The sequence below is a fragment of the Streptomyces violaceus genome (assembly GCF_036014075.1).
GTDB lineage: Bacteria > Actinomycetota > Actinomycetes > Streptomycetales > Streptomycetaceae > Streptomyces > Streptomyces violaceus.
Window position 1 is genome coordinate 7,299,921 of the sequence record NZ_CP107911.1, and the last position, 24,349, is coordinate 7,324,269.

21 protein-coding genes are annotated in these 24,349 nt (G+C 72.4%); 16 read left to right on the forward strand and 5 right to left on the reverse strand.

What is annotated here, in order from left to right; genetic code table 11:
* Positions 1-123 precede the first annotated feature (123 nt).
* The 3 genes from OG542_RS32845 to OG542_RS32855 form a co-directional block, all read right to left on the reverse strand.
* Positions 124-801 (reverse strand): gamma-glutamyl-gamma-aminobutyrate hydrolase family protein, encoded by a 678-nt coding sequence (locus tag OG542_RS32845; RefSeq protein WP_328418201.1) that lies wholly within the window; start codon positions 799-801, stop codon positions 124-126.
* Positions 802-846: 45 nt separating this feature from the next.
* Positions 847-2,292 (reverse strand): ethanolamine permease, encoded by a 1,446-nt coding sequence (gene eat, locus OG542_RS32850; RefSeq protein WP_311124776.1) that lies wholly within the window; start codon positions 2,290-2,292, stop codon positions 847-849.
* A 153-nt stretch (positions 2,293-2,445) separates the two neighbouring features.
* Positions 2,446-3,180, reverse strand: coding sequence for a FadR/GntR family transcriptional regulator (locus tag OG542_RS32855; RefSeq protein WP_311124775.1), 735 nt, complete (start codon positions 3,178-3,180; stop codon positions 2,446-2,448).
* Positions 3,181-3,264: 84 nt separating this feature from the next.
* Here OG542_RS32855 and OG542_RS32860 point away from each other — a divergent pair, with 84 nt between their 5' ends.
* The 4 genes from OG542_RS32860 to OG542_RS32875 are packed head-to-tail and all read left to right on the forward strand — an operon-like array spanning position 3,265 to position 7,724.
* Positions 3,265-4,629: a glutamine synthetase family protein gene (locus OG542_RS32860; protein WP_328337507.1), complete on the forward strand. Its 1,365-nt coding sequence runs from the start codon at positions 3,265-3,267 to the stop codon at positions 4,627-4,629.
* Positions 4,630-4,636: 7 nt separating this feature from the next.
* A complete protein-coding gene (locus tag OG542_RS32865; protein ID WP_328415570.1) occupies positions 4,637-6,010 on the forward strand; it encodes an aldehyde dehydrogenase family protein in 1,374 nt (457 codons plus the stop codon).
* The gene (locus OG542_RS32870; RefSeq protein WP_328415572.1) at positions 6,007-6,792 is read left to right on the forward strand and encodes a 3-oxoacyl-ACP reductase; all 786 of its coding nucleotides are present in this window, start codon (positions 6,007-6,009) and stop codon (positions 6,790-6,792) included. The genes OG542_RS32865 and OG542_RS32870 overlap by 4 nt, the downstream gene beginning before the upstream one ends.
* 29 nt (positions 6,793-6,821) lie before the next feature.
* A complete protein-coding gene (locus tag OG542_RS32875; RefSeq protein ID WP_328418203.1) occupies positions 6,822-7,724 on the forward strand; it encodes a DUF2510 domain-containing protein in 903 nt (300 codons plus the stop codon).
* A 20-nt stretch (positions 7,725-7,744) separates the two neighbouring features.
* Here OG542_RS32875 and OG542_RS32880 read toward each other — a convergent pair whose 3' ends face one another.
* Positions 7,745-8,947, reverse strand: a complete 1,203-nt coding sequence (locus OG542_RS32880) for an amino acid deaminase/aldolase (protein WP_328415574.1) — start codon at positions 8,945-8,947, stop codon at positions 7,745-7,747.
* Between the two features lie 735 nt (positions 8,948-9,682).
* Between OG542_RS32880 and OG542_RS32885 the strand changes: the two genes are divergently transcribed.
* The 3 genes from OG542_RS32885 to OG542_RS32895 are packed head-to-tail and all read left to right on the forward strand — an operon-like array spanning position 9,683 to position 13,307.
* Positions 9,683-11,323, forward strand: coding sequence for a hypothetical protein (locus tag OG542_RS32885; RefSeq protein WP_328415576.1), 1,641 nt, complete (start codon positions 9,683-9,685; stop codon positions 11,321-11,323).
* The gene (gene mycP / locus OG542_RS32890) at positions 11,320-12,519 is read left to right on the forward strand and encodes a type VII secretion-associated serine protease mycosin (RefSeq protein ID WP_328415578.1); all 1,200 of its coding nucleotides are present in this window, start codon (positions 11,320-11,322) and stop codon (positions 12,517-12,519) included. Before OG542_RS32885 ends, mycP begins: the two co-directional genes overlap by 4 nt.
* Positions 12,520-12,578: 59 nt before the next feature.
* Positions 12,579-13,307 (forward strand): SseB family protein, encoded by a 729-nt coding sequence (locus OG542_RS32895; RefSeq protein ID WP_328415580.1) that lies wholly within the window; start codon positions 12,579-12,581, stop codon positions 13,305-13,307.
* Positions 13,308-13,335: 28 nt separating this feature from the next.
* Here the strand turns inward: OG542_RS32895 and OG542_RS32900 are convergent, their stop codons facing one another.
* Positions 13,336-13,692 carry a DUF1844 domain-containing protein gene (locus tag OG542_RS32900; protein ID WP_184597362.1) on the reverse strand — a complete coding sequence of 119 codons (357 nt, stop codon included), beginning with the start codon at positions 13,690-13,692 and terminating at the stop codon, positions 13,336-13,338.
* A 395-nt stretch (positions 13,693-14,087) separates the two neighbouring features.
* Between OG542_RS32900 and infC the strand changes: the two genes are divergently transcribed.
* The 9 genes from infC to OG542_RS32945 all read left to right on the forward strand — a co-directional run bounded on the left by infC (position 14,088) and on the right by OG542_RS32945 (position 24,250).
* Entirely contained in the window at positions 14,088-14,756 is a 669-nt protein-coding gene (infC, locus tag OG542_RS32905; protein WP_311130253.1) for a translation initiation factor IF-3, read from the forward strand.
* Positions 14,757-14,865: 109 nt separating this feature from the next.
* Complete coding sequence (gene rpmI, locus OG542_RS32910) at positions 14,866-15,060, forward strand: 50S ribosomal protein L35 (protein WP_003989075.1); 195 nt, start codon at positions 14,866-14,868, stop codon at positions 15,058-15,060.
* A 95-nt stretch (positions 15,061-15,155) separates the two neighbouring features.
* Positions 15,156-15,539, forward strand: a complete 384-nt coding sequence (gene rplT, locus OG542_RS32915; protein ID WP_004002577.1) for a 50S ribosomal protein L20 — start codon at positions 15,156-15,158, stop codon at positions 15,537-15,539.
* A gap of 91 nt (positions 15,540-15,630) precedes the next feature.
* Positions 15,631-16,491 carry a TrmH family RNA methyltransferase gene (locus tag OG542_RS32920; RefSeq protein WP_328415582.1) on the forward strand — a complete coding sequence of 287 codons (861 nt, stop codon included), beginning with the start codon at positions 15,631-15,633 and terminating at the stop codon, positions 16,489-16,491.
* A gap of 91 nt (positions 16,492-16,582) precedes the next feature.
* Positions 16,583-17,734, forward strand: coding sequence for a sensor histidine kinase (locus OG542_RS32925; RefSeq protein ID WP_311124766.1), 1,152 nt, complete (start codon positions 16,583-16,585; stop codon positions 17,732-17,734).
* Positions 17,735-17,862: 128 nt separating this feature from the next.
* Entirely contained in the window at positions 17,863-18,984 is a 1,122-nt protein-coding gene (pheS, locus tag OG542_RS32930) for a phenylalanine--tRNA ligase subunit alpha (protein WP_311124765.1), read from the forward strand.
* Entirely contained in the window at positions 18,984-21,497 is a 2,514-nt protein-coding gene (gene pheT / locus OG542_RS32935; protein ID WP_328415586.1) for a phenylalanine--tRNA ligase subunit beta, read from the forward strand. Before pheS ends, pheT begins: the two co-directional genes overlap by 1 nt.
* 208 nt (positions 21,498-21,705) lie before the next feature.
* Positions 21,706-22,638 carry a PP2C family protein-serine/threonine phosphatase gene (locus tag OG542_RS32940; protein WP_328415588.1) on the forward strand — a complete coding sequence of 311 codons (933 nt, stop codon included), beginning with the start codon at positions 21,706-21,708 and terminating at the stop codon, positions 22,636-22,638.
* A gap of 271 nt (positions 22,639-22,909) precedes the next feature.
* Positions 22,910-24,250, forward strand: coding sequence for a transcriptional regulator (locus tag OG542_RS32945; RefSeq protein ID WP_311124762.1), 1,341 nt, complete (start codon positions 22,910-22,912; stop codon positions 24,248-24,250).
* The last annotated feature ends 99 nt before the right edge of the window (positions 24,251-24,349 follow it).

A 24,349-nucleotide genomic window follows, 5' to 3' on the forward strand; every position in this document is an offset into this window, starting at 1 on the left:
CTGAACGGCCTTGTCCTCAAACGCCGGACGGGCTGGAGGGGGGCGAGCTTGGCCTCTCGGCTGACCGATTCGGGTGGTGGGTGGGCATAGGCCGGGGGTCCAGGGGGCGGAGCCCCCTGGGGGTCAGGTCACCGACGCTGCCTCTACCAACGCCCGCATCACCCGCACGTCATCTCCCATCTCCGGGTGCCACTGCACACCCAGCACCCACCCCGGGTGGGTCGGCAGTTCCAGCGCCTCGATCGTCCCGTCCGCCGCGTACGCCGACGGGACCAGACCCTTGCCCAGCCGGTCCACGGCCTGGTGGTGATACGTCGGTACGAACGTCTCCTCCGGCACGACACCGCCGTACAGACTCCCCGGCACCGGCTTGACCGCGTGGCCGCCGAAGACGCCCACGACCTCCGCATGCCCCTCGATGTGCTGGACGAGCGTCCCGCCGAGGGCCACGTTCAGCAGCTGCATGCCCCGGCAGATCCCCAGCAACGGCACACCGGCCGCCAGCGCCGCGTCGATCAGGGCCAGCTCCCACGCGTCCCGCTCCCGCGCTGGCGGCCCGGTCCGCGGCTCGCGCTCCGCGCCGTAGCGGACCGGCTCGACATCCGGCCCGCCCGCGATGACCAGCCCGTCCAGCCGGGCCACGATGTCGGCCGCGTGCAGCGGGTCGTCCGGCGGAAGCATCGCGGCCAGGCCGCCCGCCCGCCGCACCAGCCGCGGGTAGCCGGCCGGCAGCAGTGCCGCCTCCAGCTCCCACACGCCCCAGCGCGCACCGGACTCCAGATACGTGCTGACCCCGATCAGCGGCTTGGACACAGAACCTCCCGCACCTCGACTCCTCGGTCCACCTCAGTCCCGTGACAACTCTGCCTCGGCCGCCGCCAGCGCCGCGAACTCCTCCTCCGGGGCCTTCGCCACCAGCCGCTTGCGGCTGTACAGGCCGAAGTACCCGATGGCGACGACGTACACCACGAGCGCGATGACCGCCGCCGTCACATCCACCAGGAACGTGGCCACCAGCGCCGCACAGGCCAGCACCAGGGCGACCGAGGAGGTCACCACGCCGCCCGGCGTGCGGTAGGGCCGCGGCAGCTCCGGCTCGCGGCGGCGCAGCACGATGTGCGACAGGGACATCAGCGCGTAGGAGATGGTCGCGCCGAAGACGGCGATGTTCAGCATGCGGGCGCCGTTGCCCGACAGCGCCGCCAGCAGGAAGCCGATCGTGCCGGGCACCAGCAGGCCCAGGTACGGCGCCTTGCGGCGGCTGGTGAGGGACAGGAAGCGGGGCAGGTATCCGGCGCGGGACAGGGCGAAGAGCTGGCGCGAGCCCGCGTAGATCAGGGAGAAGAACGAGGCCACCAGGCCGGCCAGGCCCGCGTAGTTCACGATCCGGCTCAGTGTCGTCGCCTTGCCGTTCGGCTGGAGCGCCTCGACCAGCGGATTGCCCGCCTCCTGGATCGCCGCGGAACCGCGTGCGCCCGCCGCCGCGAAGAACGTGACCACGGCCAGCACCACCAGGATGCCCATCGACCAGCGGATCGCCTTCGGCAGCGTACGGGCCGGCTCCCTGGTCTCCTCGGCGGCCAGCGGCACCCCTTCGACGCCCAGGAAGAACCACATGCCGAACGGGAACGCCGCCCAGATGCCGAGTAGGCCGAACGGCAGCCAGGAGCTGGATCCCGCGGCGGAGGCGTCGACCGGGATGTCGTCCAGCGACGCGAAGGAGAAGTCGGGCAGAGCCGCCAGCGCGAACACGATCAGGGCGACCACCGCGATGCCGGTGACGACGAAGCTGAACCGCAGCGCCTCACCCACGCCCCACAGGTGGATGCCCAGGAAGATCGCGAAGCAGACCAGGTACATCGGCCAGCCGGACTCCAGGCCGAACAGGCCCAGAGACTCGACGTAGTCCCCGATGAAGATGACGATCGCGGCGGGCGCGAGGACGTACTCGATGAGGATCGCCGTACCGGTCAGGAAGCCGCCCCAGGGGCCCAGCGCCCGCCGGGCGAAGCCGTAGCCGCCGCCCGCCGTCGGCAGGATCGAGGACAGCTCGGCGAGGGCGAAGACCATGCAGGTGTACATCGCGCCCATGAGCACCATGGCGATCGCCAGGCCCCCGAAGCCGCCCTCGGCCAGGCCGAAGTTCCAGCCCGAGTAGTCCCCGGAGACGACGTAGGCGACGCCGAGACCGGTCAGCAGCACCCAGCCGGCGCTGCCGCGGCGCAGTGCTCTGCGTTCCAGATAGTCGTCCCCCTCCGGGGCGGCTGGTGTGCTGGTGGGTTCCTGGGACATGGGCAGACTCCCGAAGGGCGGCGGCGGTTCACGGGGTCGAGCGGGCTGAGACTCAATGGAATGGAGCCATACCTTTGCGGTGCCGACCAGGGGAAGGCAATACCCGTGCGTTAATCGCCCGTAAATCCTCACCACGCCGAGACATGGCCGGGCTCAGCCGAGGAACCCCCGCAGCAGCGCCGCCGTGCCCCCGCAGTGCTCGCGCATGATCTCCCGCGCCTGATCGGCGTCGCCCTCGATCACGGCCTCCACCAGGGCGGTGTGCTGCCGCTGGGAGTGCTCCAGGTTGCGCACGAGGAGCGGGATGCAGTCGAGCAGGTCGTTGACGCTCGCGCGCACGGCCGCGTACTGGGCCGTGAGGGTGGGGGAGCCGGACAGCTCGGCGAGCGTGAGGTGCAGCAGCGTGTCCAGGCGGCGGTACTCGGCGAGCGGGGCGTCGTGCGTGCGGGACAGGGCCTCGCGGAGCTGCCCGGCCTGCCTCTCGTCCAGCCCGTGCGCCGCGCACAGCCCCGCGGCGCCCACCTCCAGCACCTCCCGGAAGCGCAGGACGTCCTCTATGTCGACCTCGGCGACCCGGCGCCGCAGCTCGTCCTCACCGCCGGCGTCCGTGCGCGGCCGTACGAACGTCCCGCCGTACCGGCCGCGCCGTGACTCGACCAGGCCCTGGTCCTGGAGCACCTTCAGCACCTCGCGCAGCGTCACCCGGCTGATGCCCAGCCGCTCCGCCAGCTCCCGCTCGGCCGGCAGCCGCTCGCCCCCCGCCACCAGACCCAGCCGTACGACCTGAAGGATCTGCTCCAGCGCCTCCTCGAAGCCGTTGCCCGCGCGTACCTGCCGCAGCACCGGCGTCAGCCGGTCCCGCACCTCGCCGCCCGTTTCCTCCGGCATGTGGCCGTACCCCCTTCCCAAGCAATGGTTCTCCGCAATACCTTATGGCTCCCGGCGGATCCAAGGAGCCTAGGAGGCTTTCCCGTGGCAGACCGCACACCCCCGCTGAGCGTCGAGGAGCTGCACGCCCTCGTCGCGGGCGGTGAGATCGACACTGTCGTCCTGGCCTTCCCCGACATGCAAGGGCGGCTCCAGGGCAAGCGGTTCGCCGCCCGTTTCTTCCTCGACGAGGTGCTCCAGCACGGCACCGAGGGCTGCAACTACCTGCTCGCCGTCGACACCGAGATGAACACCGTCGAGGGCTACGCGATGTCCTCCTGGGACCGCGGCTACGGCGACTTCGCGATGCACCCGGACCTGAGCACGCTGCGCCGCGTCCCCTGGAACGAGGGCACGGCCATGCTCCACGCCGACCTCGCCTGGAGCGACGGCTCCCCGGTGGTCGCCGCGCCCCGCCAGATACTGCGCCGCCAGCTGGAGCGCCTGGCCGAGCTCGGCTACACCGCCCAGGTCGGCACCGAGCTGGAGTTCATCGTCTTCAAGGACACCTACGAACAGGCGTGGGACGCGAACTACAGAGGCCTGACCCCGGCCAACCAGTACAACATCGACTACTCGGTCCTCGGCACCGGCCGTATCGAGCCCCTGCTGCGCCGGATCCGCAACGAGATGGCGACAGCCGGCCTCACCGTCGAGTCCGCCAAGGGCGAGTGCAACCCCGGCCAGCACGAGATCGCCTTCCGCTACGACGAGGCCCTGCTCACCTGCGACCAGCACTCCGTCTACAAGACCGGCGCCAAGGAGATCGCCGCCCAGGAGGGCATGTCGATCACCTTCATGGCCAAGTACAACGAGCGCGAGGGCAACTCCTGCCACATCCACCTCTCGCTCGCGGACGCGGACGGCGTCAACGCCATGGCCGGGGACGGCGAGGGCGGCATGTCGGACGTCATGCGGCACTTCCTCGCCGGCCAGCTCGCGGCCCTCCGCGACTTCTCCCTCCTCTACGCCCCCAACATCAACTCCTACAAGCGGTTCCAGCCCGGCTCCTTCGCCCCGACCGCCGTCGCCTGGGGCCACGACAACCGCACCTGCGCGCTGCGCGTGGTCGGCCACGGCCGCTCGATGCGCTTCGAGAACCGGCTGCCCGGCGGCGACGTCAACCCCTATCTGGCCGTCGCCGGACTCGTGGCGGCCGGGCTGCACGGCATCGAGCAGAAGCTGGAGCTGCCCGAGCCCTGCCCCGGCAACGCCTACACCGCCGACTTCGCCCACGTCCCCACCTCCCTGCGCGAGGCCGCCGAGCTCTGGGAGAACAGCACCATCGCCAAGGCCGCCTTCGGGGACGAGGTCGTCGCGCACTACCGCAACATGGCGCGGGTCGAGCTGGACGCCTTCGACGCCGCGGTGACCGACTGGGAGCTGCGCCGCTCCTTCGAACGTATGTGAGGCCCTCTTGTCTTCCGAGCACCTCCTGGAAGTACTGAACCCCGCGACCGAGGAGGTCGTCGCCGCCATCGCGGCGGCCGGCCCGGCCGACGTCGACGCGGCCGTCACCCTGGCCGCCCGGGCGCAGACCGTCTGGGCCGCCCTCGCACCCGGCGACCGCGCCCGGCTGCTGCGCCGCTTCGCGGCCAAGGTCGACGAGCATCTCGAGGAACTGGCCCGCCTGGAGGTCCGCGAGGCCGGCCACACCATCGGCAACGCCCGCTGGGAGGCCGGCAACGTCCGTGACCTGCTGGACTACGCGGCCGGGGGAGTGGAGCGGCTCACCGGCCGGCAGATCCCGGTCCCGGGCGGCCTGAACGTCACGATCCTCGAACCGCTCGGCGTCGTGGGCGTGATCGCGCCCTGGAACTTCCCCATGCCGATCGCCGCCTGGGGCACGGCACCGGCCCTCGCGGCCGGCAACGCGGTCATCCTCAAGCCCGCCGAGACCACCCCGCTCACCGCCCTGCGCCTCGCCGAACTCGCCCTGGAGGCCGGGCTCCCGGAGCACCTCCTCCAGGTCCTGCCGGGGCACGGCGCCGTCGCGGGCGAAGCACTGGTACGGCACCCCGGCGTCGCCAAGATCGTCTTCACCGGCTCCACCCGCACCGGAACGCGCGTCGCCGCGCTCGGCGCCGAGCAGGTCAAGCCCGTCACCCTCGAACTCGGCGGCAAGAGCCCCAACATCGTCTTCGCCGACGCCGACCTCAAGACCGCCGTCGACCCCTTCTCCTTCCTGGACAACTCCGGCCAGGACTGCTGCGCCCGCACCCGCGTCCTGGTCCAGGAGACGGTCTACGACGAGGTCCGCGAGCTGCTCGCCGAGGCCCTGGCCGCCGTCGTGGTGGGCGACCCGGCCGACGAGAAGACACAGATGGGCCCGCTGATCTCCCGGCAGCAGCTCGACCGCGTCCGGGGCTTCGTCCCCGAGGACGCCCCGGCCCTGCGCGGCAGCGCACCCGAGGGGCCCGGCTTCTGGTTCCCGCCGACCGTGCTCACCGGCGAGCGGCCCGACTCCGCCGCGGCCTGCGAGGAGATCTTCGGCCCGGTAGCCGTCCTGCTGCCGTTCACCGACGAGGCGGACGCGATCCGCCTGGCCAACGACACCCCGTACGGCCTCTCCGGCTCCATCTGGACCCGGGACGTCGGCCGCGCCCTGCGCGTCTCCCAGGCCGTCCGCGCCGGCAACCTGTCCGTCAACTCCCACGCCAGCGTCCGCTACTGGACCCCGTTCGGCGGCTACAAGCAGTCGGGCGTCGGCCGCGAGCTCGGCCCCGAGGCCCTGGCCGCCTTCACCGAAACCAAGAACGTCTTCATCAGCACGGAGGGCCCCGCACAGTGACTGCTCAGGACACCATCTGCCGCCGGCTGGTCGGCCGCACCGCCGTCGTCACCGGAGCCGGCAGCGGCATCGGCCTCGCCGCCGCGCGCCGCCTCGCCTCCGAGGGCGCGCACGTCGTCTGCGGCGACGTCGACGAGGTCCGCGGCAAGGCCGCCGCCGAGGAGACCGACGGCACCTTCGTCAAGGTCGACGTCACCGACCCCGAGCAGGTCGAGGCCCTCTTCAAGGCCGCCCACGACACCTACGGCAGCGTCGACATCGCCTTCAACAACGCCGGCATCTCCCCGCCCGACGACGACTCCATCCTGGAGACCGGCCTGGAGGCCTGGAAGCGCGTCCAGGAGGTCAACCTCACCTCCGTCTACCTGTGCTGCAAGGCCGCCATCCCGTACATGCGCCGCCAGGGCAGGGGCTCGATCATCAACACGGCGTCCTTCGTCGCGAGGATGGGCGCCGCCACCAGCCAGATCTCGTACACGGCCTCCAAGGGCGGCGTCCTCGCCATGTCCCGGGAACTGGGCGTCCAGTTCGCCCGGGAGGGCATCCGCGTGAACGCCCTGTGCCCCGGCCCGGTCAACACCCCCCTCCTCCAGGAGCTGTTCGCCAAGGACCCGGAGCGCGCCGCACGCCGCCTGGTGCACATCCCGCTGGGCCGCTTCGCCGAGGCCGAGGAGATCGCCGCCGCCGTCGCCTTCCTGGCCAGCGACGACTCCTCCTTCGTGAACGCCACCGACTTCCTGGTCGACGGCGGGATCGCGGGGGCGTACGTCACACCCCTGTAGGCCCCTGGCTCTAGAGTGCCGGGATGAGCATGACGCCTCCGCCCGGCTGGTACCCCGACCCGCACGGCCCGCACCAGGAACGCTGGTGGGACGGCACGGCCTGGACCGAGCACCGCCGTGCGCCCGGGGCCACCCCGGTGCCCCCGCCCCCGGGCGGCGGCACCGGGCGCGCGAAGGCGGTCGCCCTCGTCGCCGCCGGGGCGGTCCTGGTCGCGGCGACCGTCACCGGAGTCCTGGTCCTCACCAGCGGCGACGACAGCGGCTCGGAGACGAGGACGGCTCCGACATACCCCGGCCCCACGGCGTCACAACCGTCGGAGCCGACCCCCGAGACGTCCACATCCGAGCCGTCCGCCGACGACCCGGCCGTCGTCGAGGACCAGCTCAACGGCGTCACCTTCCCGCTGCTCGACGGCTGGGTCCGCCCGCAGCACGTCGCCGAGGACGACGTCGTCATGACGACGGACGGCACCTACGACTGCCCCGGCGACGGCACCGTCTGCCGCCACGGCCTCGTCGTCTCCCGCACCGTCACCGCGAACGACGAGAAATCCCCCGAGGCCCTCGCCAAGGCGGACATCTCCGAGGCGGCCGAAGAGGCCTTCGACCGCGACAGGATCGGCCGCAAGCCCTACGGGGGCATGGAATCCCACGAGGTCGTCAAGTCCGGGCCGGTCGCGGTGGCAGGCCGCGCCGGGTACTTCGTGCGCTGGCGCGTCCACACCGCCAAGGGGCCGGGCGGCTACGTCCAGTCGCTCGTCTTCCCCTCCAGCGTCGGCACCGAGTCACCGGTCCTCGTCCGGTACGTCTTCGACGCGGGCGAGGACGGACCCCCGCTCGCCGACATGGACCGCGTCACCAAGGGCATCCGCCCGGTCGGCGACGCGGACACGGGCGGCGGCGTGGGCAGCAGCATCGGCCCCTCGGACTGAACGGCCGACCGGCTGACGGGCTACAGGAACGTGTGCCCCTCGCCGCGGTAGGTCGGCACGGTCGCCGTCACCGCGTCGCCCTCGATCAGCCGCAGTTGGTCGAACCGCTCGCACAGCTCACCGGCCTTCGCGTGCCGGAACCAGACCTTGTCACCGATCAGCAGATCGTCGGCGGGCGAGCCGAGCAGCGGCGTCTGCACCTCACCGGCCCCCTCCTGCGGGTCGTAGCGCAGCCCCTCGGGCAGGTACGGCACGGGCGACCGGTCGGCCCCGGCGGCCCCGGAAGCGGGATACCCGCCACCGAGCACGGTCACCACGCCCACCCCCGGCCGCCGTACGACCGGCTGCGCGAACAGGGCCGCCGGACGGCCGCTGAACGACGTGTAGTTGTCGAACAGCCGCGGCAGGTACAGCCCCGACCCGGCGGCGATCTCGGTCACCGATTCCTCCGCCGCCGTGTGCTGCACCGAGCCGGTGCCGCCGCCGTTGACGAACTCGAGACCCGGCACGACGGCCCGCACTGCGCGCACCACCTCCGCACGCCGCTCGGCGAGTTCACGCTTGGCGGCGGCCTGCATCAGCCGTACGGCACGGGACCGCAGAGGGCGGCCCGCCACCGCGTCACCGACACCGGCGACGTGTCCCTCGTACGCCATGATCCCCACGACCTCGAAGCCGGGCCGCCGGGCCACCGCCCTGGCCACGTCCGCGACCTGCGCGGGGGAGTGCAGCGGCGAACGCCGGGCCCCGACGCGCACGCGTCCGCCGAGCAGCCTCAGGGACGTGTCCAACTCCAGGCACACCCGCACCACTTCACGGCCACCGCCCCGCGAGGCGTCGATCAGATCGAGCTGGGCGACATCGTCGACCATGACGGTGACGGCGGCGGCGAGCTTGGGATCACCGGCGAGTTCGGCGTACGCGGCACGGTCGGCCGACGGGTAGGCGAGCAGCACGTCCTCGAACCCCGACCGGGCCAGCCACAGCGACTCGGCGAGCGTGAAGGACATGATCCCGGCGAAACCGTCCCGGGCCAGGACGCGTTCCAGCAGCGCCCGGCACCGCACGGACTTGCTGGCGACCCGGACGGGCTTGCCCCCGGCGCGACGCACCAGATCGGCGGCGTTGGCGTCGAAGGCCTCCAGGTCCACGATCGCGAGAGGGGCGTCGAGATGGGCTGTGGCCCGGTCGTAACGGGCCCGGTCGGCGGCGCGCGCAGTCATGAACGCAGCCTGCCAGACTGGATTACCGCAGGGTAGGGGGACGTTCCGGGCAGATGCCCCGGGGTCGTGGACTGGTTCCCGTTCGTGCAGGAACAAGCCGTAGAGTGACGCGCACGTACGGCGGAACGAGCCGGCCGGGGATCCGCGCCGGGATGACGCTCCGTTCGTACGGGTATGTGTGCCCGGGACGATTCCGTGCCGGGCCTCGGGCAGGACGCCACCGGCCCGCGCGGAACGCAGCGGCCCGGGCGAGGAAACGGGGGGTGCATGAGCACGGAAGCGCGGCGCGCCTCCTTCCCCCCGCGCCCGAGCAGCCCTCCGGGCCCCAGCAGCCCACCGCGTCCCCCACACCCCCCGCAGAACACGGCAGCCGAACCGTCCGACACAGCCGCGGACGACGCCACTCCGGGTGCGGACGGGCGCGAGTCTTCCGACGCCGGCCGGTCGAGTACGACGAGGGGCGAGGGCTCGACGGCGGGTTCACGGAGGCCGTCCCCGGCGCGGGACACCGACCAGGCCGGGCCTGCCACCGGGCGTGTGTCGTCGGGTGGCGGTGTTTCGGTGCCGCGTGCGTCGGCTCCGGCGCAGACGGACGGGCGCGGGCGCTCCGGCGGCGGCCCGGCGGCGGGGTCGTCGCGGACGTCCGCGGGGCGGGACACCGACCGGGCCGGGTCTGCTGACCCCGGGACGCGTGCTGCGTCGGACGGGCGCGGATTCTTCGGTGCCGCGGGCCCGATGACAGATGCGCGGCGGCCCTCCTCGGCGCGTGAGGCGGCCCCGACGGGCTCTGCCGCCGAGGGCCAGGGCTCGTCCCGCGGGCGTTTCGGCACGGGTGGTACATCGGCAGAAGAGGTCCCCGGCCCCGGAACGGCGGCTCGGGGCGGCGGTACGGCCGGTCCGGCGTCACCCGGCTCCGGTGGCGGCTCGAAATCCGGCGGCGCCTCGAACGGGCGCCCTCGCTTCCCGAGCCTCGGCGCCGCCGCGCCCGAGCGCACCGAGTCCACGGCACCGCCCCCGCCGCTCGCCTCCGCCCGCTTCCCGGACACGCCGCCCGGCGTCCGCCCCGAGACCCGGTCCGAGTCGAACAGGCCGTCCGCCCCGCCGGACACCCCTCCGCGACCGCGTCACCTTCCGGGCCCCTCCGGCAGGCCCGGGCCGCTCCCCGCGCCACGCCGTACCGGCGCCCCCGCCGAGAACGCGGCGGAGACGACCCGACGCCTGCGGCCGATCCCCGCGGACCCGTCGCCCGCCGAGCGGTCCGAGCGGCCCGACTCCGAGACCGCCGAAACCTCCGGCCGTCCCGGTTCCGTACGCCCCGGCACCCCGCCGCGCCCCACGCGTGAGCCGCAGGCATGTGCGGGCTTGCCCGCCGGAGCCGATACCGGTTCTGGCGCCGGCCCTGGTATGCGCATGCCGCCCGCGCCCACCCAGCGGCCACGCTCCGCGGCCCCGGCCCCTCCGCCCCCGGACTCCGCCCCCGCCTCCCGCGTCTCGCCCGACCCGGCCTTCTCCTGGAGCGCCCCCCTGACGCCCGGCGGGACATCCACCGGCGCGCGGCCCGTCGTGTGGTTCGGGGAGCCCGAGGGATACGACGGTGACGCACGGCCCCGCCCGCTCGGCCGACGCGGCGCATCGCAGGCCGCCGCGGCCGCCGCCTGTCTCGTGCTCGGGCTGGGACTCATCTCGGGTGCGGTCACCGGCAGCTGGCTGGTCGGCGACTCCGGCGAGGAGGGCTCGCGCAGCACCTTCGCCACGGCCGGAAGCCTCTGGCACAGCGTCCCCGTCGACCAGCTGTTCCCGCCCACCGTGCAGGGCCAGGGCGCCGGCCCCGGCGGAGCCGACCGCACCTGGACCCGTATCGCCGTCGCCCCGGACAGCGGCTGCAAGGACGCCTTCGACCCCCTGCTGCGCAAGGCCCTCGCCCCCGTCGGCTGCGAGCGGCTCCTGCGCGCCACCTACACCGACGCCACCCAGAGCTACGTGACCACCGTCGGCCTGCTCTTCACCACGGCCGACGCCCCGGGCATGACCTCCCTCGCGAACCGTTTCCGCAAGGAGCGCCTGGACCGCCGCAGCGACCTGATGCCCCTGCCGTACGCCGCGCGGAACACCCCCGCCGCCCGCTTCGGCACGGGGCAGCGCGCCTCCTGGACCGTCTCCGTGCTCACCGAGGCCCCGGTCGTCGTCTACGCCGTCTCCGGCTGGGCCGACGGCCGCACCGTCGACGACCCGCAGCCCGCCGAGGACGCCATGGAGCCCAACGCCACCACCGCCCCGGCCCAGGCCGGCCTCGGCAACGAGGCGCAGGGCCTCGCCGACCGCGTCGAACGCGGCCTCCGCAAGAACGTCCGCTCGGCCACGGAGCAGCCGTCGTGAAAGCCGCAAGCCGCCCGGCCAGGCGCGCCGCCGCGACCCGGCGGGCCGGAGCCGTCGGCGTCCTGCTCGCCGCGGGCCTCGTCCTTCTCCCCGCTCCCGTCGCGCACGCCGACAGCATCCGCGCCCAGCAGTGGGCCCTGGAGGCCATGCACACCCAGGAGGCCTGGCAGACCACGAAGGGCGACGGCGTCACCGTCGCCGTCCTGGACACCGGCGTCGAGGCCGACCACCCCGACCTGGTCGGCAACGTCCTCACCGGCAAGGACCTGGTCGGCTTCGGAGCCGAGCCGGGCGACCGTGCCTGGGCCCGGCACGGCACCGCCATGGCCGGCATCATCGCCGGCCACGGACACGGCCCGGGCAACGCCGACGGCGTCCTCGGTATCGCCCCCGAGGCGAAGATCCTCCCCGTCCGCGTGATCCTGGAGGACGGCGATCCCTCCCGCGCCAAGGCCCGCAGCACCCGCGGCAACGCCCTCGCCGAGGGCATCCGCTGGGCCGCCGACCACGGCGCCGACGTCATCAACCTCTCCCTCGGCGACGACTCCGCCTCCGCGCACCCCGAATCCACCGAGGACTCGGCCATCCAGTACGCCCTGAAGAAGGGCGTGGTCGTCGTCGCCTCCTCGGGCAACGGCGGTGAGAAGGGCGACCACATCTCCTACCCGGCCGCCTATCCGGGCGTCATCGCCGCCACCGCCGTCGACCGCTCCGGGACCCGCGCCTCCTTCTCCACCCGCCGCTGGTACGCCACCGTCAGCGCCCCCGGCGTCGACGTCGTCATCGCCGATCCCGACCACAAGTACTACGAGGGCTGGGGCACCAGTGCCGCCGCCGCCTTCGTCTCCGGCGCCGCCGCCCTGGTCAAGGCCGCCCAGCCGGACCTGACCCCGGCCCAGATCAAGTCGCTCCTCGAGGACACCGCCCGCAACGCCCCCGTCGGGGGCCGCGACGACTCCCGGGGCTTCGGCTTCGTCGACCCGGCCGCCGCCATCAAGGCCGCCGACGGGCTCGAGCCGGAGGGCCTGCGCTCGGCGGCGCACGGCGAGAAGTACTTCGGCAGCGGCCCGGACGCCGCCTCCGGCGACGACACCGCCGACTGGGCCGCCCCCCTCGCGGGCAGCGCCGGTGCTGTCCTGCTGGTGGCGGCCGTGGTCCTGTGGCGCGGCCGCCGTACGAACCGCGACGAGTTCTAGCAGCCGGCCACCGGAACCGCTGCCGAAGCGGCGGCACCCGGCCGATAGGGTCGAGGACCGTGGCGAACAAGAACATCCCCGACCCCGGCTTCTCCGACGACGACGGCTCCGCCGACCCCCGGCTGAGCGCGGCGCTCGCCGCCTGGTCAGAGGACCGCGGCGCGGTCGGCCCGGTCCTTGACGCCCTCAAGGGCGCCCGGCTGCTCGTCCCCGTCGTGGCCGTGCTCGGCGAGGTCGAGGAGGACGAGCGGGGGCTGCGCCGCGAGAAGACCAGCGACATGGCCGTACCGACGCTGAAGGCCGGGAGCCGCACCGCCCTCCCCGCCTTCACGTCCACGGACTCCCTCGCCCGCTGGGACCCGGCGGCCCGCCCCGTCGCCGTCCCCCTGCACCAGGCCCTCCAGGCCGCCGCCCACGAGAAGGCGGACACGGTCGTGCTGGATCTGGCCGGACCCGTGCCCTTCGAACTGACCGGCTCCGCACTGCTCGCCCTCGCGGAGGGCCGGTCGACCACCGACCCGCTGGCCGACCCGGCCGTGATCACGGCCGTACGCGATGCCGTGGCCGCCGAGCCCGCCGTCCTGCGTGCCCATCTCGGACCGGGCCGGGCCGACGGCACCCTCGCCCTGGTCCTCGACGCGTACGCGCCCCCGGCCGAGGCCGCCCGGGCCGTCGCCGAGCGGCTCGCCGCCGACGAAACACTGAGGGCCCGCCTGGTGCGCGGCCTCGACCTGGCATTGCTGCCGGCCGAGGCGACGCCCCCGGGCGAGCCCTTGTACGAACGCTGACGGACCGGACTGCCGGCCGGCCTCGGGACTAGCCGTAGACCGGGCCCGTGTACTTCTCGCCCGGCCCCTGGCCCGGCTCGTCCGGGCGCAGCGATGCCTCGCGGAACGCCAGCTGCAGCGACTTCAGACCGTCGCGCAGCGGCGACGCGTGGAAGGAGCTGATCTCGGTCGCGGAGGCGTCCAGCAGGCCGGCCAGAGCGTGCACCAGCTTGCGGGCCTCGTCCAGGTCCTTGTGCTTGTCGCCCTCCTCGGTCAGGCCGAGCTTCACCGCGGCGGCGCTCATCAGGTTGACGGCGACCGTCACGATCACCTCGACCGCCGGGACCTCGGCGATGTCGCGGGCCATGGCGTCGAAGTCGGGGGACTCAGGAGGGGTCTCACTCATGCCCCACACGATAGGCGCAGGACGGACGCGCGCCGCACCAGGGCCGGGGGCGCCCCAATTAGCCCTTGCTGGCCATTGCTGGTAACCTCGTGTAACGACCGGTCGGACCCGTATGCCTCACAGCCCGCGAGTCCGGCCCACAAGTGGAGGCTTTCGAACTCCCACCCAGCCGCCCCCAGGGCGGCGGGTCACCGGTCAGGCGGTCCCGTCCCAAGCGGCGGCGATCCGTCCGAAATCGCGCCCCGCGGTCACCGCGGCGGTGCTCCGGTAGTTCGAGGAGCCCCGCCTGGGATCGTCCGGGGCATTTTTTCTGCTTCGACGCGGTTAGGTCTATCGAATAGAGACGTTACGCGGCCGTCCGCCAGACCGTCGCGTGGTGCTACCGAGGAGGATCCATCAGCGCCGAGCCCCGCATCAACGACCGGATTCGCGTTCCCGAGGTGCGACTTGTCGGTCCCAGTGGCGAGCAGGTGGGCATCGTCCCGCTGGCCAAGGCACTGGAGCTTGCGCAGGAGTACGACCTGGACCTGGTCGAGGTCGCGGCGAACGCCCGTCCGCCCGTGTGCAAGCTCATGGACTACGGGAAGTTCAAGTACGAGTCGGCCATGAAGGCCCGTGAGGCGCGCAAGAACCAGGCGCACACGGTCATCAAGGAGATGAAGCTCCGGCCGAAGATCGACCCGCACGACTATGACACCAAGAAGGGTCACGTCGTCCGGTTCCTCAAGCAGGGCGACAAGGTCAAGATCACGATCATGTTCCGTGGTCGCGAGCAGTCCCGGCCCGAGCTGGGCTACCGACTGCTGCAGCGTCTCGCGGAGGACGTCCAGGACCTCGGTTTCGTGGAGTCGAACCCGAAGCAGGACGGCCGAAACATGATCATGGTCCTCGGTCCGCACAAGAAGAAGACCGAGGCGATGGCCGAGGCTCGCCAGGCGCAGGAAGCCCGCAAGGCGGACGCGAAGGCCAACCCCGGCCGCTCGCAGAACGCCGCGGAATCCGACGCTGACGCCGAGGCCGACGTGGACGTCGAGGCACCGGCCGAGGAGCACGCCGAGGCGTGACCCCTGGGGACGCGAGTCCCAGGAAGCAACCGAAACAAGACGACGCTCCACCGTGCCCGGTTTTCGCAACCGGGCACCGGAGCGCCACCGACGAGGAGAGTACGGCGCTATGCCGAAGAACAAGTCGCACAGCGGGTCCAGCAAGCGCTTCAAGGTCACCGGCTCCGGCAAGGTGCTCCGCGAGCGTGCCGGCAAGCGCCACCTGCTCGAGCACAAGTCGTCCCGTGTGACGCGTCGCCTCACCGGCAACGCCGAGATGGCCCCGGGCGACGCCAAGAAGATCAAGAAGCTTCTCGGCAAGTGACGTTTCGGCGCGTGAGCGCCGTACGTCAGGACCGGGACCCAATCGATTTCGGGCCGTGTGAGGACCACCGCGGCCCCGCTACAAGGAGTTAAAAAGTGGCACGCGTCAAGCGGGCAGTGAACGCCCACAAGAAGCGCCGGGCGATCCTCGAGCAGGCTTCCGGCTACCGCGGTCAGCGTTCGCGCCTTTACCGCAAGGCCAAGGAGCAGGTCACCCACTCGCTGGTCTACAACTACAACGACCGCAAGAAGCGCAAGGGTGACTTCCGGCAGCTGTGGATCCAGCGCATCAACGCCGCTGCCCGCGCCAACGGCATCACGTACAACCGCTTCATCCAGGGTCTGAAGGCCGCGAACGTCGAGGTCGACCGCAAGATCCTGGCCGAGCTGGCCGTCAACGACGCCGGTGCGTTCGCCGCGCTCGTCGAGGTCGCTCAGAAGGCGCTGCCGAGCGACGTCAACGCGCCCAAGGCTGCGTGACGCCGCGCCGGCCGCAAGCCGACGTGATTCAAGGACCCGCAGGCCGAACGGCCTGCGGGTCTTGTTGTGCAGCTACGAGAAAGTGAACAGGATGTCCCCCGCCACGCCCGAGCTCATCTCCCCCCGCTCGCCCCGCGTCCTGGCCGCGCGGCGGCTGGCCAAGCGGAACTTCCGGGGGAAGGAGCGGCTGTTCCTCGCGGAGGGACCGCAGGCCGTGCGCGAGGCGGCCGGGCACCGGACCGGGGACACGGCCACACTCGTGGAGCTGTTCGCGACGCTGGAGGCCGCCGAGCGGTACGCCGACATCGTGGGGGCCGTCCGGGACACCGGCGCCCGGGTGCACCTCGCCTCCGAGCAGGTCATCGCCGATATCTCCACCACCGTCACCCCGCAGGGACTCGTCGGCGTCTGCCGGTTCCTGGACACGCCCTTCGAGGAGGTCCTCGAGGCGCGACCCCGGCTCGTCGCCCTCCTCGCCAACGTCCGCGACCCCGGCAACGCCGGGACCGTGCTGCGCTGCGCCGACGCGGCCGGCGCCGAGGCCGTCGTCCTGACCGACGCCTCCGTCGACGTGTACAACCCCAAGGCCGTCCGTGCCTCCGTCGGGTCCCTGTTCCACCTGCCCGTCGCCGTCGGCGTCCCCGTGGAGCAGGCGGTCGACAGGCTGCGGGCCGCCGGTGTCCGGGTCGTCGCCGCCGACGGGGCGGGCGACCGCGACCTCGACGAGGAGCTCGACAAGGGCACCATGGGCGGGCCGACCGCCTGGGTCTTCGGGAACGAGGCCTGGGGCCTCCCGGAGGAGACCCGCGCCCTCACCGACGCCGTCGTGCGCGTCCCGATCCACGGGAAGGCCGAGAGCCTGAACCTCGCCACCGCCGCCGCCGTATGTCTCTATGCGTCCGCGCGTGCACAGCGCGCCGCCGGAGGGTGCCGTTCCGTCACCGGGAACTAGTAGGGTGACCAGCTCAGGGACCCTCCCCCAAGCTGTCGGCTGCGCTCGAGCAGGGGGGACCCCCATGGAACCTGAGAGGTGGGGAACGGGGATGAGCGTCGGCACGAGCAGCGCACCGGGAGCCCAGGACGCCGGGAACCCGCCCGCCGCGTTCCGGCCGCCCGGTGATCTCGCCGCCCTCGGCATCGACCCCGACCAGCTGCCCGACGGACTCGTCGTCGCCGACGAGCAGGGCCGCGTCATCTGCTTCAACGCCGCCGCCCAGCGCATCACCGCCGTCAGCGCCCGGGACGCCCTCGGACAGCAGTTGGAGAAGGCCCTGCCGTTAGAGGACCTGGAGGGGCGCCGCTGGTGGCAGCTGACCGACCCGTACGGTGGCCTCGCCATCCGCGTCGGACAGCCCGAGCGCAATCTCCTTCTGCCCGGCGGGCGTGAAGTGCTGGTCTCCGCGCGCTACGTCCGCACCCGGCCCACCGGGCCCGTCCGGCGACTCGTCGTCACCCTGCGCGACACCGAGGCTCGCCGCCGCACCGAGCGCAGCCACGCCGAGCTGATCGCCACCGTCGCCCACGAACTGCGCTCCCCGCTCACCTCGGTCAAGGGCTTCACCGCCACCCTGCTCGCCAAGTGGGAACGCTTCACCGACGACCAGAAGCGGCTGATGCTGGAGACCGTCGACGCCGACGCCGACCGGGTCACCCGGCTCATCGCCGAGCTGCTCGACATCTCGCGGATCGACTCCGGCCGGCTGGAGGTGCGCCGCCAGCCCGTCGACATCGGCGCCGCCGTCGGACGGCACATCCAGGCCTACGTCGCCGCCGGGCAGTCGGCCGACCGGTTCCTGCTGCGCGTCCAGCAGCCGCTGCCCGATCTGTGGGCCGACCCCGACAAGATCGACCAGGTGCTCAGCAACCTCCTGGAAAATGCCGTGCGGCACGGCGAGGGAACTGTCACGATCGACGTCACGGCCACGGCGTCCCTCCGCGAGGGCGAGTTCGCCGAGAACGCAGCCACGTCGGTCACGGTGAGCGACGAGGGGCCCGGCATCCCGGAGGAGTCCATGAACCGCGTCTTCACCCGCTTCTGGCGGGGCAGCAAGCGCGGCGGCACCGGCCTCGGGCTCTACATCGTCAAGGGCATCGTCGAGGCCCACGGCGGCACCATCACGGTCGGCCGCGCGCCCGGCGCCGGCGCCGAGTTCCGATTTACGTTGCCCGTGAGCGCTCCGGCTTATCTCGCCTGAGCCGCCCGCGGGCGCATTCGTATACCTCCACCCCGTTAGACTCGGCCCTTGGCACCTTTGTGTCCCGGAGACGGCCGTCGGAGTCGGTGACGGGGACCTTCAGCCAGCAATCGGAAGCACGGGAAGAGATGTCGGCACCGAATAAGTCGTACGACCCTGTCGAGGTCGAGACGTTGAAACCGGAAGAGATCGAGCGCATGCGGGACGAGGCGCTCGCCGCCTTCGCCGCCGCGGACTCCCTCGACGCGCTCCAGGAGGCCAAGGTCGCCCACACCGGCGGCACCTCCCCGCTGGCCCTCGCCAACCGCGAGATCGGCGCTCTGCCCCCGCACGCCAAGGCGGACGCCGGCAAGCGCGTCGGCCAGGCACGCGGCGCCGTGAACAAGGGCCTCGCCGCCCGCCAGGCCGAACTCGAGGCCGAGCGGGACACCCGCGTACTCGTCGAGGAGGCCGTGGACGTCACGCTGCCCCACGACCGCGTACCGGCCGGCGCCCGGCACCCGCTCACCACGCTGTCGGAGCGCATCGAGGACATCTTCGTGGCCATGGGCTACGAGGTCGCCGAAGGGCCCGAGGTCGAGGCCGAGTGGTTCAACTTCGACGCCCTGAACATCGGCCCTGACCACCCGGCCCGCGGCGAGCAGGACACCTTCTTCGTCAAGGGCCCGCAGGGCGGCACCGAGTCCGGCGTCGTGCTGCGCACCCACACCTCGCCCGTGCAGATCCGCTCCCTGCTCGACCGCGAGCTGCCGGTCTACGTGATCTGCCCCGGTGTCGTCTACCGCACCGACGAGCTGGATGCCACGCACACGCCGGTCTTCCGTCAGGTCGAACTGCTCGCGGTCGACGAGGGCCTCACCATGGCCGACCTCAAGGGCACCCTGGACCACATGGTCCAGTCGCTGTTCGGCGAGGGCATGAAGACCCGGCTGCGGCCGAACTTCTTCCCCTTCACCGAGCCGTCCGCCGAGATGGACATGGTCTGCTACGTCTGCCGTGGTGCCTCCGTCGGCAACCCTGACCGCTCCTGCCGCACCTGCTCGTCCGAGGGCTGGATCGAGCTGGGCGGCTGCGGCATGGTCAACCCGCGCGTGCTGCGGGCCTGCGGTGTCGACCCGGAGAAGTACAGCGGTTTCGCCTTCGGGTTCGGCATCGAACGGATGCTGATGTTCCGCCACAACGTCGAAGACATGCGAGACATGGTCGAGGGTGACGTCCGGTTCACCCGGCCGTTCGGGATGGAGATCTGATGCGGGTCCCGCTTTCTTGGCTGCGGGAGTACGTCGACCTGCCGGAGACGGAGACCGGTCGTGACGTGCAGGCCAAGCTGATTTCGGCCGGTCTGGAGGTCGAGACCGTCGAGCAGCTCGGCGCCGACCTCAAGGGTCCCCTGGCCGTGGGCCGGGTGGCGACCATCGAGGAGCTGACGGAGTTCAAGAAGCCGATCCGCTTCTGCACCGTCGACGTCGGCCAGGCCAACGGCACCGGCGAGCCCCAGGAGATCGTCTGCGGCGCCCGTAACTTCGCCGTCGGCGACAAGGTCGTCGTCGCCCTGCCCGGTGCCGTGCTGCCCGGTGACTTCCAGATCGCCGAGCGCAAGACCTACGGCAAGATGTCGCGCGGCATGATCTGCTCCAGCGACGAGCTGAACATGGGCGACGACGGCACCAAGGGCATCATCGTGCTGCCGCCGGAGACCGAGGTCGGCAAGGACGCCGTCGAGCTGCTGGAGCTGGTCGACGAGGTCCTGGACATCGCCGTCACCGCCAACCGCGGCGACTGCCTGTCCATCCGCGGCGTCGCCCGCGAGACCGCCATCGCCTACGGCCTGCCGCTGCGCGACCCGGCGCTGCTCGACGTGCCCGGCCCGAACGCCTACGGCTACCCGGTGCGGATCTCCGACCCCACCGGCTGCGACCGCTTCACCGCCCGTACGGTGGCAGGCCTGAGCGCCGAGGCCCGCTCCCCGATCTGGCTGCAGCGCCGGCTGCAGAAGGTCGGCATGCGCCCGATCTCGCTCGCCGTCGACGTCACCAACTACGTGATGATGGAGCTCGGCCAGCCGCTGCACGCCTACGACCGCGGCCTGGTCCAGGGCACCATCGGCGTGCGCCGGGCCGAGCAGGGCGAGAAGCTCACCACCCTCGACGGTGTCGAGCGCACGCTGGGCGCCGAGGACCTGGTGATCACCGACGACCGCGGCCCGATCGGGCTCGCCGGTGTCATGGGCGGCGCCAACACGGAGATCGCCGACCACGACGACCTGGAGAACGCCACGGCCGACGTGGTGATCGAGGCCGCCCACTTCGACGCGGTGTCGATCGCGCGCACGGCACGCCGGCACAAGCTGTCCTCCGAGGCGTCCCGGCGCTTCGAGCGCGGCGTCGACCCGCAGGCAGCGGCGGCCGCCGCGCAGCGCACCGTCGACCTGCTGGTCCTGCTCGCGGGTGGCACCGCCGAGACCGGCGTCACCGAGGTCCTCGCTCCGACCGCGCCGCACACCATCACCCTCCCGGCCGACCACCCGGACAAGGTCGCCGGCGTCGTGTACGGCCGCGAGACCGTCGTACGCCGCCTCCAGCAGGTCGGCTGTGACGTGTACGGCCAGGACGAGCTGATCGTCACCGTGCCGTCGTGGCGGCCCGACCTCACCGACCCGAACGACCTGGCCGAAGAGGTCATCCGGCTGGAGGGCTACGAGAACCTGCCCTCCACGCTGCCCAGGCCGCCGGCCGGCCGTGGCCTGACCCACCGGCAGCGGCTGCACCGCCGCGTCGGCCGGGCCCTGGCCGGGGCCGGGTACGTCGAGGCGCCGAACTACCCGTTCCTCAGCGAGCAGGTCTTCGACCAGCTCGGCCTGGAGCCCGACGACCCGGCCCGCCGTGTCGTGAAGCTCAGCAACCCGCTGAGCGACGAGGAGCCCGCGCTGCGCACCTCGTTGCTGCCGGGCCTGCTGGGTGCCCTGCGGCGCAACGACGGCCGGGGTTCGCACGATCTCGCGCTGTTCGAGACCGGTCTGGTCTTCCAGCCGCGCGAGGAGCAGCCGACCGCCGCCGTGCTGCCCGTCGACCGCCGCCCGACCGACGAGGAACTCGCCGAGCTGAACGCCGCACTGCCCGAGCAGCCGCGGCACGCCGCCGTCGTCCTGGCCGGTGCCCGCGAGCAGTCCGGCTGGTGGGGCAAGGGCCGTCCGGCCGACTGGGCCGACGCGGTCGAGGCGGCGCGGAGCGTCGCCCGAGAGGCGGGCGCCGAGCTGATCATCCACAAGGGGCAGTACGGACCGTGGCACCCGGGCCGGTGCGCCGAGCTGGCGATCACCGTGGACGGTGCCGAGCGGGTCGTGGGGCACGCGGGGGAGTTGCACCCGCGCGTCGTCAAGGCGCTGGGGCTGCCCGCGCGTACCTGCGCGATGGAGATCGACCTGGACGCGGTGGAGAAGGCCGGCGATGCCACGCTGACGGCGCCGCGGATCTCCGCGTTCCCGGTGGCCACGCAGGATGTCGCCCTGGTCGTCGATGCGGTGGTTCCGGCGACGGAGGTCGAGGAGGCCCTGCGTGCCGGGGCCGGTGAGCTGCTGGAGTCGATCCGGCTGTTCGATGTGTACGAGAACGTGGAGCAGTTGGGTGAGGGGCGGAAGTCGCTCGCGTACGCGTTGCGGTTCAGGGCGGCTGACCGGACGCTGACGGTGGATGAGGCGTCGGCGGCTCGGGATGCGGCGGTGGTCCTTGCGGGGGAGCGTGTAGGGGCTGAGTTGCGGAGTTAGCGCCGTGGGGGCGTGTTGTCTGCCGGCCGCGGGTTCGTTGTGGCTGGTCGCGCAGTTCCCCGCGCCCCTGAGGGGCGGGTCGCCTCACTCGTTTGAGTGGTAAAGGCAGGCGATTCTGCCCTTTCGGGTGTGCTGTCGACAGAATCGGACCGGCCTTCTTGGGCCGGTCCGATTCTGTGTGTCTGGGCCTATTTGGGGGGCCATCGGCATGATCCGCATCAGGGGTCGGGTGCGCGGCCTCGGTCTGCCCAGTGCCGTCTTCTTCGTGGTCGGTACCGGGGTGATCCTCCATGTGGGGCGGACGCTGATGCGTGAGCTGCGTCAGCTGCGCCGGGTCGCGGATGCCGCGCAGAACGCGCTGCTGCGGCCGCTGCCCTCGCGGATCGAGGGACTGGACGTCGCCGCCGCCCAGTTGTCGGCGGAGCGCGGGGCCGCGATCGGGGGTGACCTGTACGAGGTCCTCGCCACCGAACACGGCGTACGGGCTGTGATGGGCGATGTACGCGGGCACGGGATCGGCGCGTTCGGGACCGTCGCCGCCGTGCTCGGCTGTTTCCGCGAGGCCGCCTACGACGAGGAGGACCTCGGCGGGGTGCTGCGCCGGCTGGAACGCGCCCTGGACCGGCATCTGCGCCGAGAGCATCCTGCGAGTGTCGCCGAGGAGTTCGTGACCCTGCTCCTCGTGGAGATCCGCGCCGACGGCGAGATGGCAGCCCTGAACTGCGGGCACCCGTGGCCGTACCGGCTGAGCGGCACCCGAGTCGAACAGCTCGCCCCCGTCGACCCGTACCCGCCCCTGGGCGTTTTTCCCTTGCCGGACGTGCTGTCGACCGTAGGTCTGGGGCATCTCCCGCCCGGCGACGCGCTGTTCCTCTACACGGACGGTGCTCAGGACGCGAGGGACGCCCGTGGCCGGTTCTTCCCCCTGTCGGTCGTGCTGGCGAGCGTCGCACGGGAGGAGTCGCTCGCACCGCAGGCGATTCTCCGCGGTGTCCAGAGCGCGCTGGCCGATCATTCCGACGGCACCCCGGCCGACGACATCGCCCTGTTGGTCCTGAGGAACGGCGCATGCATGCCTTCAGGGGCGCGGGGAACTGCGCGAACGCCCACCACGCACCCGCAGCCGACAACGCGCCTCTGACCCACCGGCGATGACTCGCCCGGCCGGCCGGCGATGCCGTCCGCCCCGCCACGGAGTGTCGGGCAGGCAGCCGGGCGGACGGCGGGAGCGGGCCGCCGCACTGTACGAGGGGGAGCCGGCGGCCCGGCCAGCCTCTTGCGAGGCATTTCAGTCAACCGGCTCGCGACTCTGCGCGACAGTGCGCACACAGTGCGGATTCGAGCACTCCGTTCACACCCCGTGTGAAGGCGGAACCACTAATCTGGCCGCACCGAGCCACCGGGGGGCCCACATGCAGCCCAACACTCTGCTCGACGCGATCCTGGACGAAGCCGGGATCTCGCACGCGGGGCTGGCCGCACACGTCAACCAGGCGGGACGGGCACGGGGCCTGTCCCTGAGGTACGAACACACCGCCGTCGCCCGGTGGTTGAAGGGGCAGCGCCCCAGGGGCCAGGTACCCGACCTGATCTGCGAGGTGCTCGCCGCCCGGCTCCAACGGCATGTCACCCTCGACGACATCGGCCTCGGCGTGCCGGGCGAGCCGGCCGCCCCGCACACCGGTTCCCTGTCCGGTTTCGTCGAGCGGGCCACCGCCCTGTGGCGTTCCGACCAGCAGCAGCGCCCGCACCTCCTGGGCGCCCCCGCGCTCACCGGTACGCCCGCCGTCATGCCGGTGTGGGAGTGGGAGAACCCGCCCGAGGACGTGGATGTCTCCCGCGGCGGCAGACACCGGGTCACCGCAGGCGATCTGGAGATGCTGCGGTCGGCCCGGACCCACTACGAGCAGATGTACCGCAAGGCCGGGGGCATCGCGACCAGGGCCCGGATCGTCGGCTTCCTCAACTCCGAGGCCGCCCCGCTGCTGCGCGGCAGCTATACCGACGAGACCGGCCGGCAAGTCCACCGGGCCACGGGCGGGTTGGTGGCCGTCGCCGGCATCTGTGCGTACGACTCCGACGCGCACGGCCTCGCGCAGCGCTACTTCCACCAGGCCCTGCGCCTGGCGAAGGCCAGCGGGGACCAGGGGCTCGGGGCGTATGTGATCGCCCTGCTCGTCAACCAGTCGCTGTTCATGCGGGAGTACCGGCAGTCCGTCGCCTTCGCGGAGGCCGCGCTGCGGGCCGCCGGCAAGCAGATCACCCCGGCGCTCGCCTCCGACCTGTACGCGATGCAGGCCAAGGCGTACGCGCATCTCGGCGACGGCACCAGTGCCCTGTCCTGCATCCGGCGGGCCGAGCGGTCCGCCGAACGCATCCGGCCTGGGTACGAGCCCGACGAGACCGGCTATGTCCAGCCGGGGCTCGTCAATGTGCAGGTGGCGGAGGCGCTGCTCAGCCTCGGGGAGATCGCGGCGGCCGGGGAGCATGCCGCTGCCGCCGTCGACAACCCGGCGCACGACCGCGGCCGGGTGCACCGGCTGGCCATGCTGAGCACCATCGAACTGCGGCAGGGCAATGCCGACAAGGCGGTGGTCATCGCCGTGCAGATGGCCGAGCAAGCCCGCGGCATGGAGTCCCAGCGGCTGCGGGACCGGCTGCGCGCGGTGCGCGAGCATCTGGTGCGCAGCGGTAGCGCGGGCACGGCCGAGGCCGCCGAACTCATCGACGGGGCACTGCGCGTACCGTTGTAGATCCGGGGCAGCGGCGTCCGCGTCATCCCGAGCGACTTCCTGTGCGCCTGCTGCCCAGTACGTCCCTGCTGCGATATTGCCACTTACTCGACGGAAGGT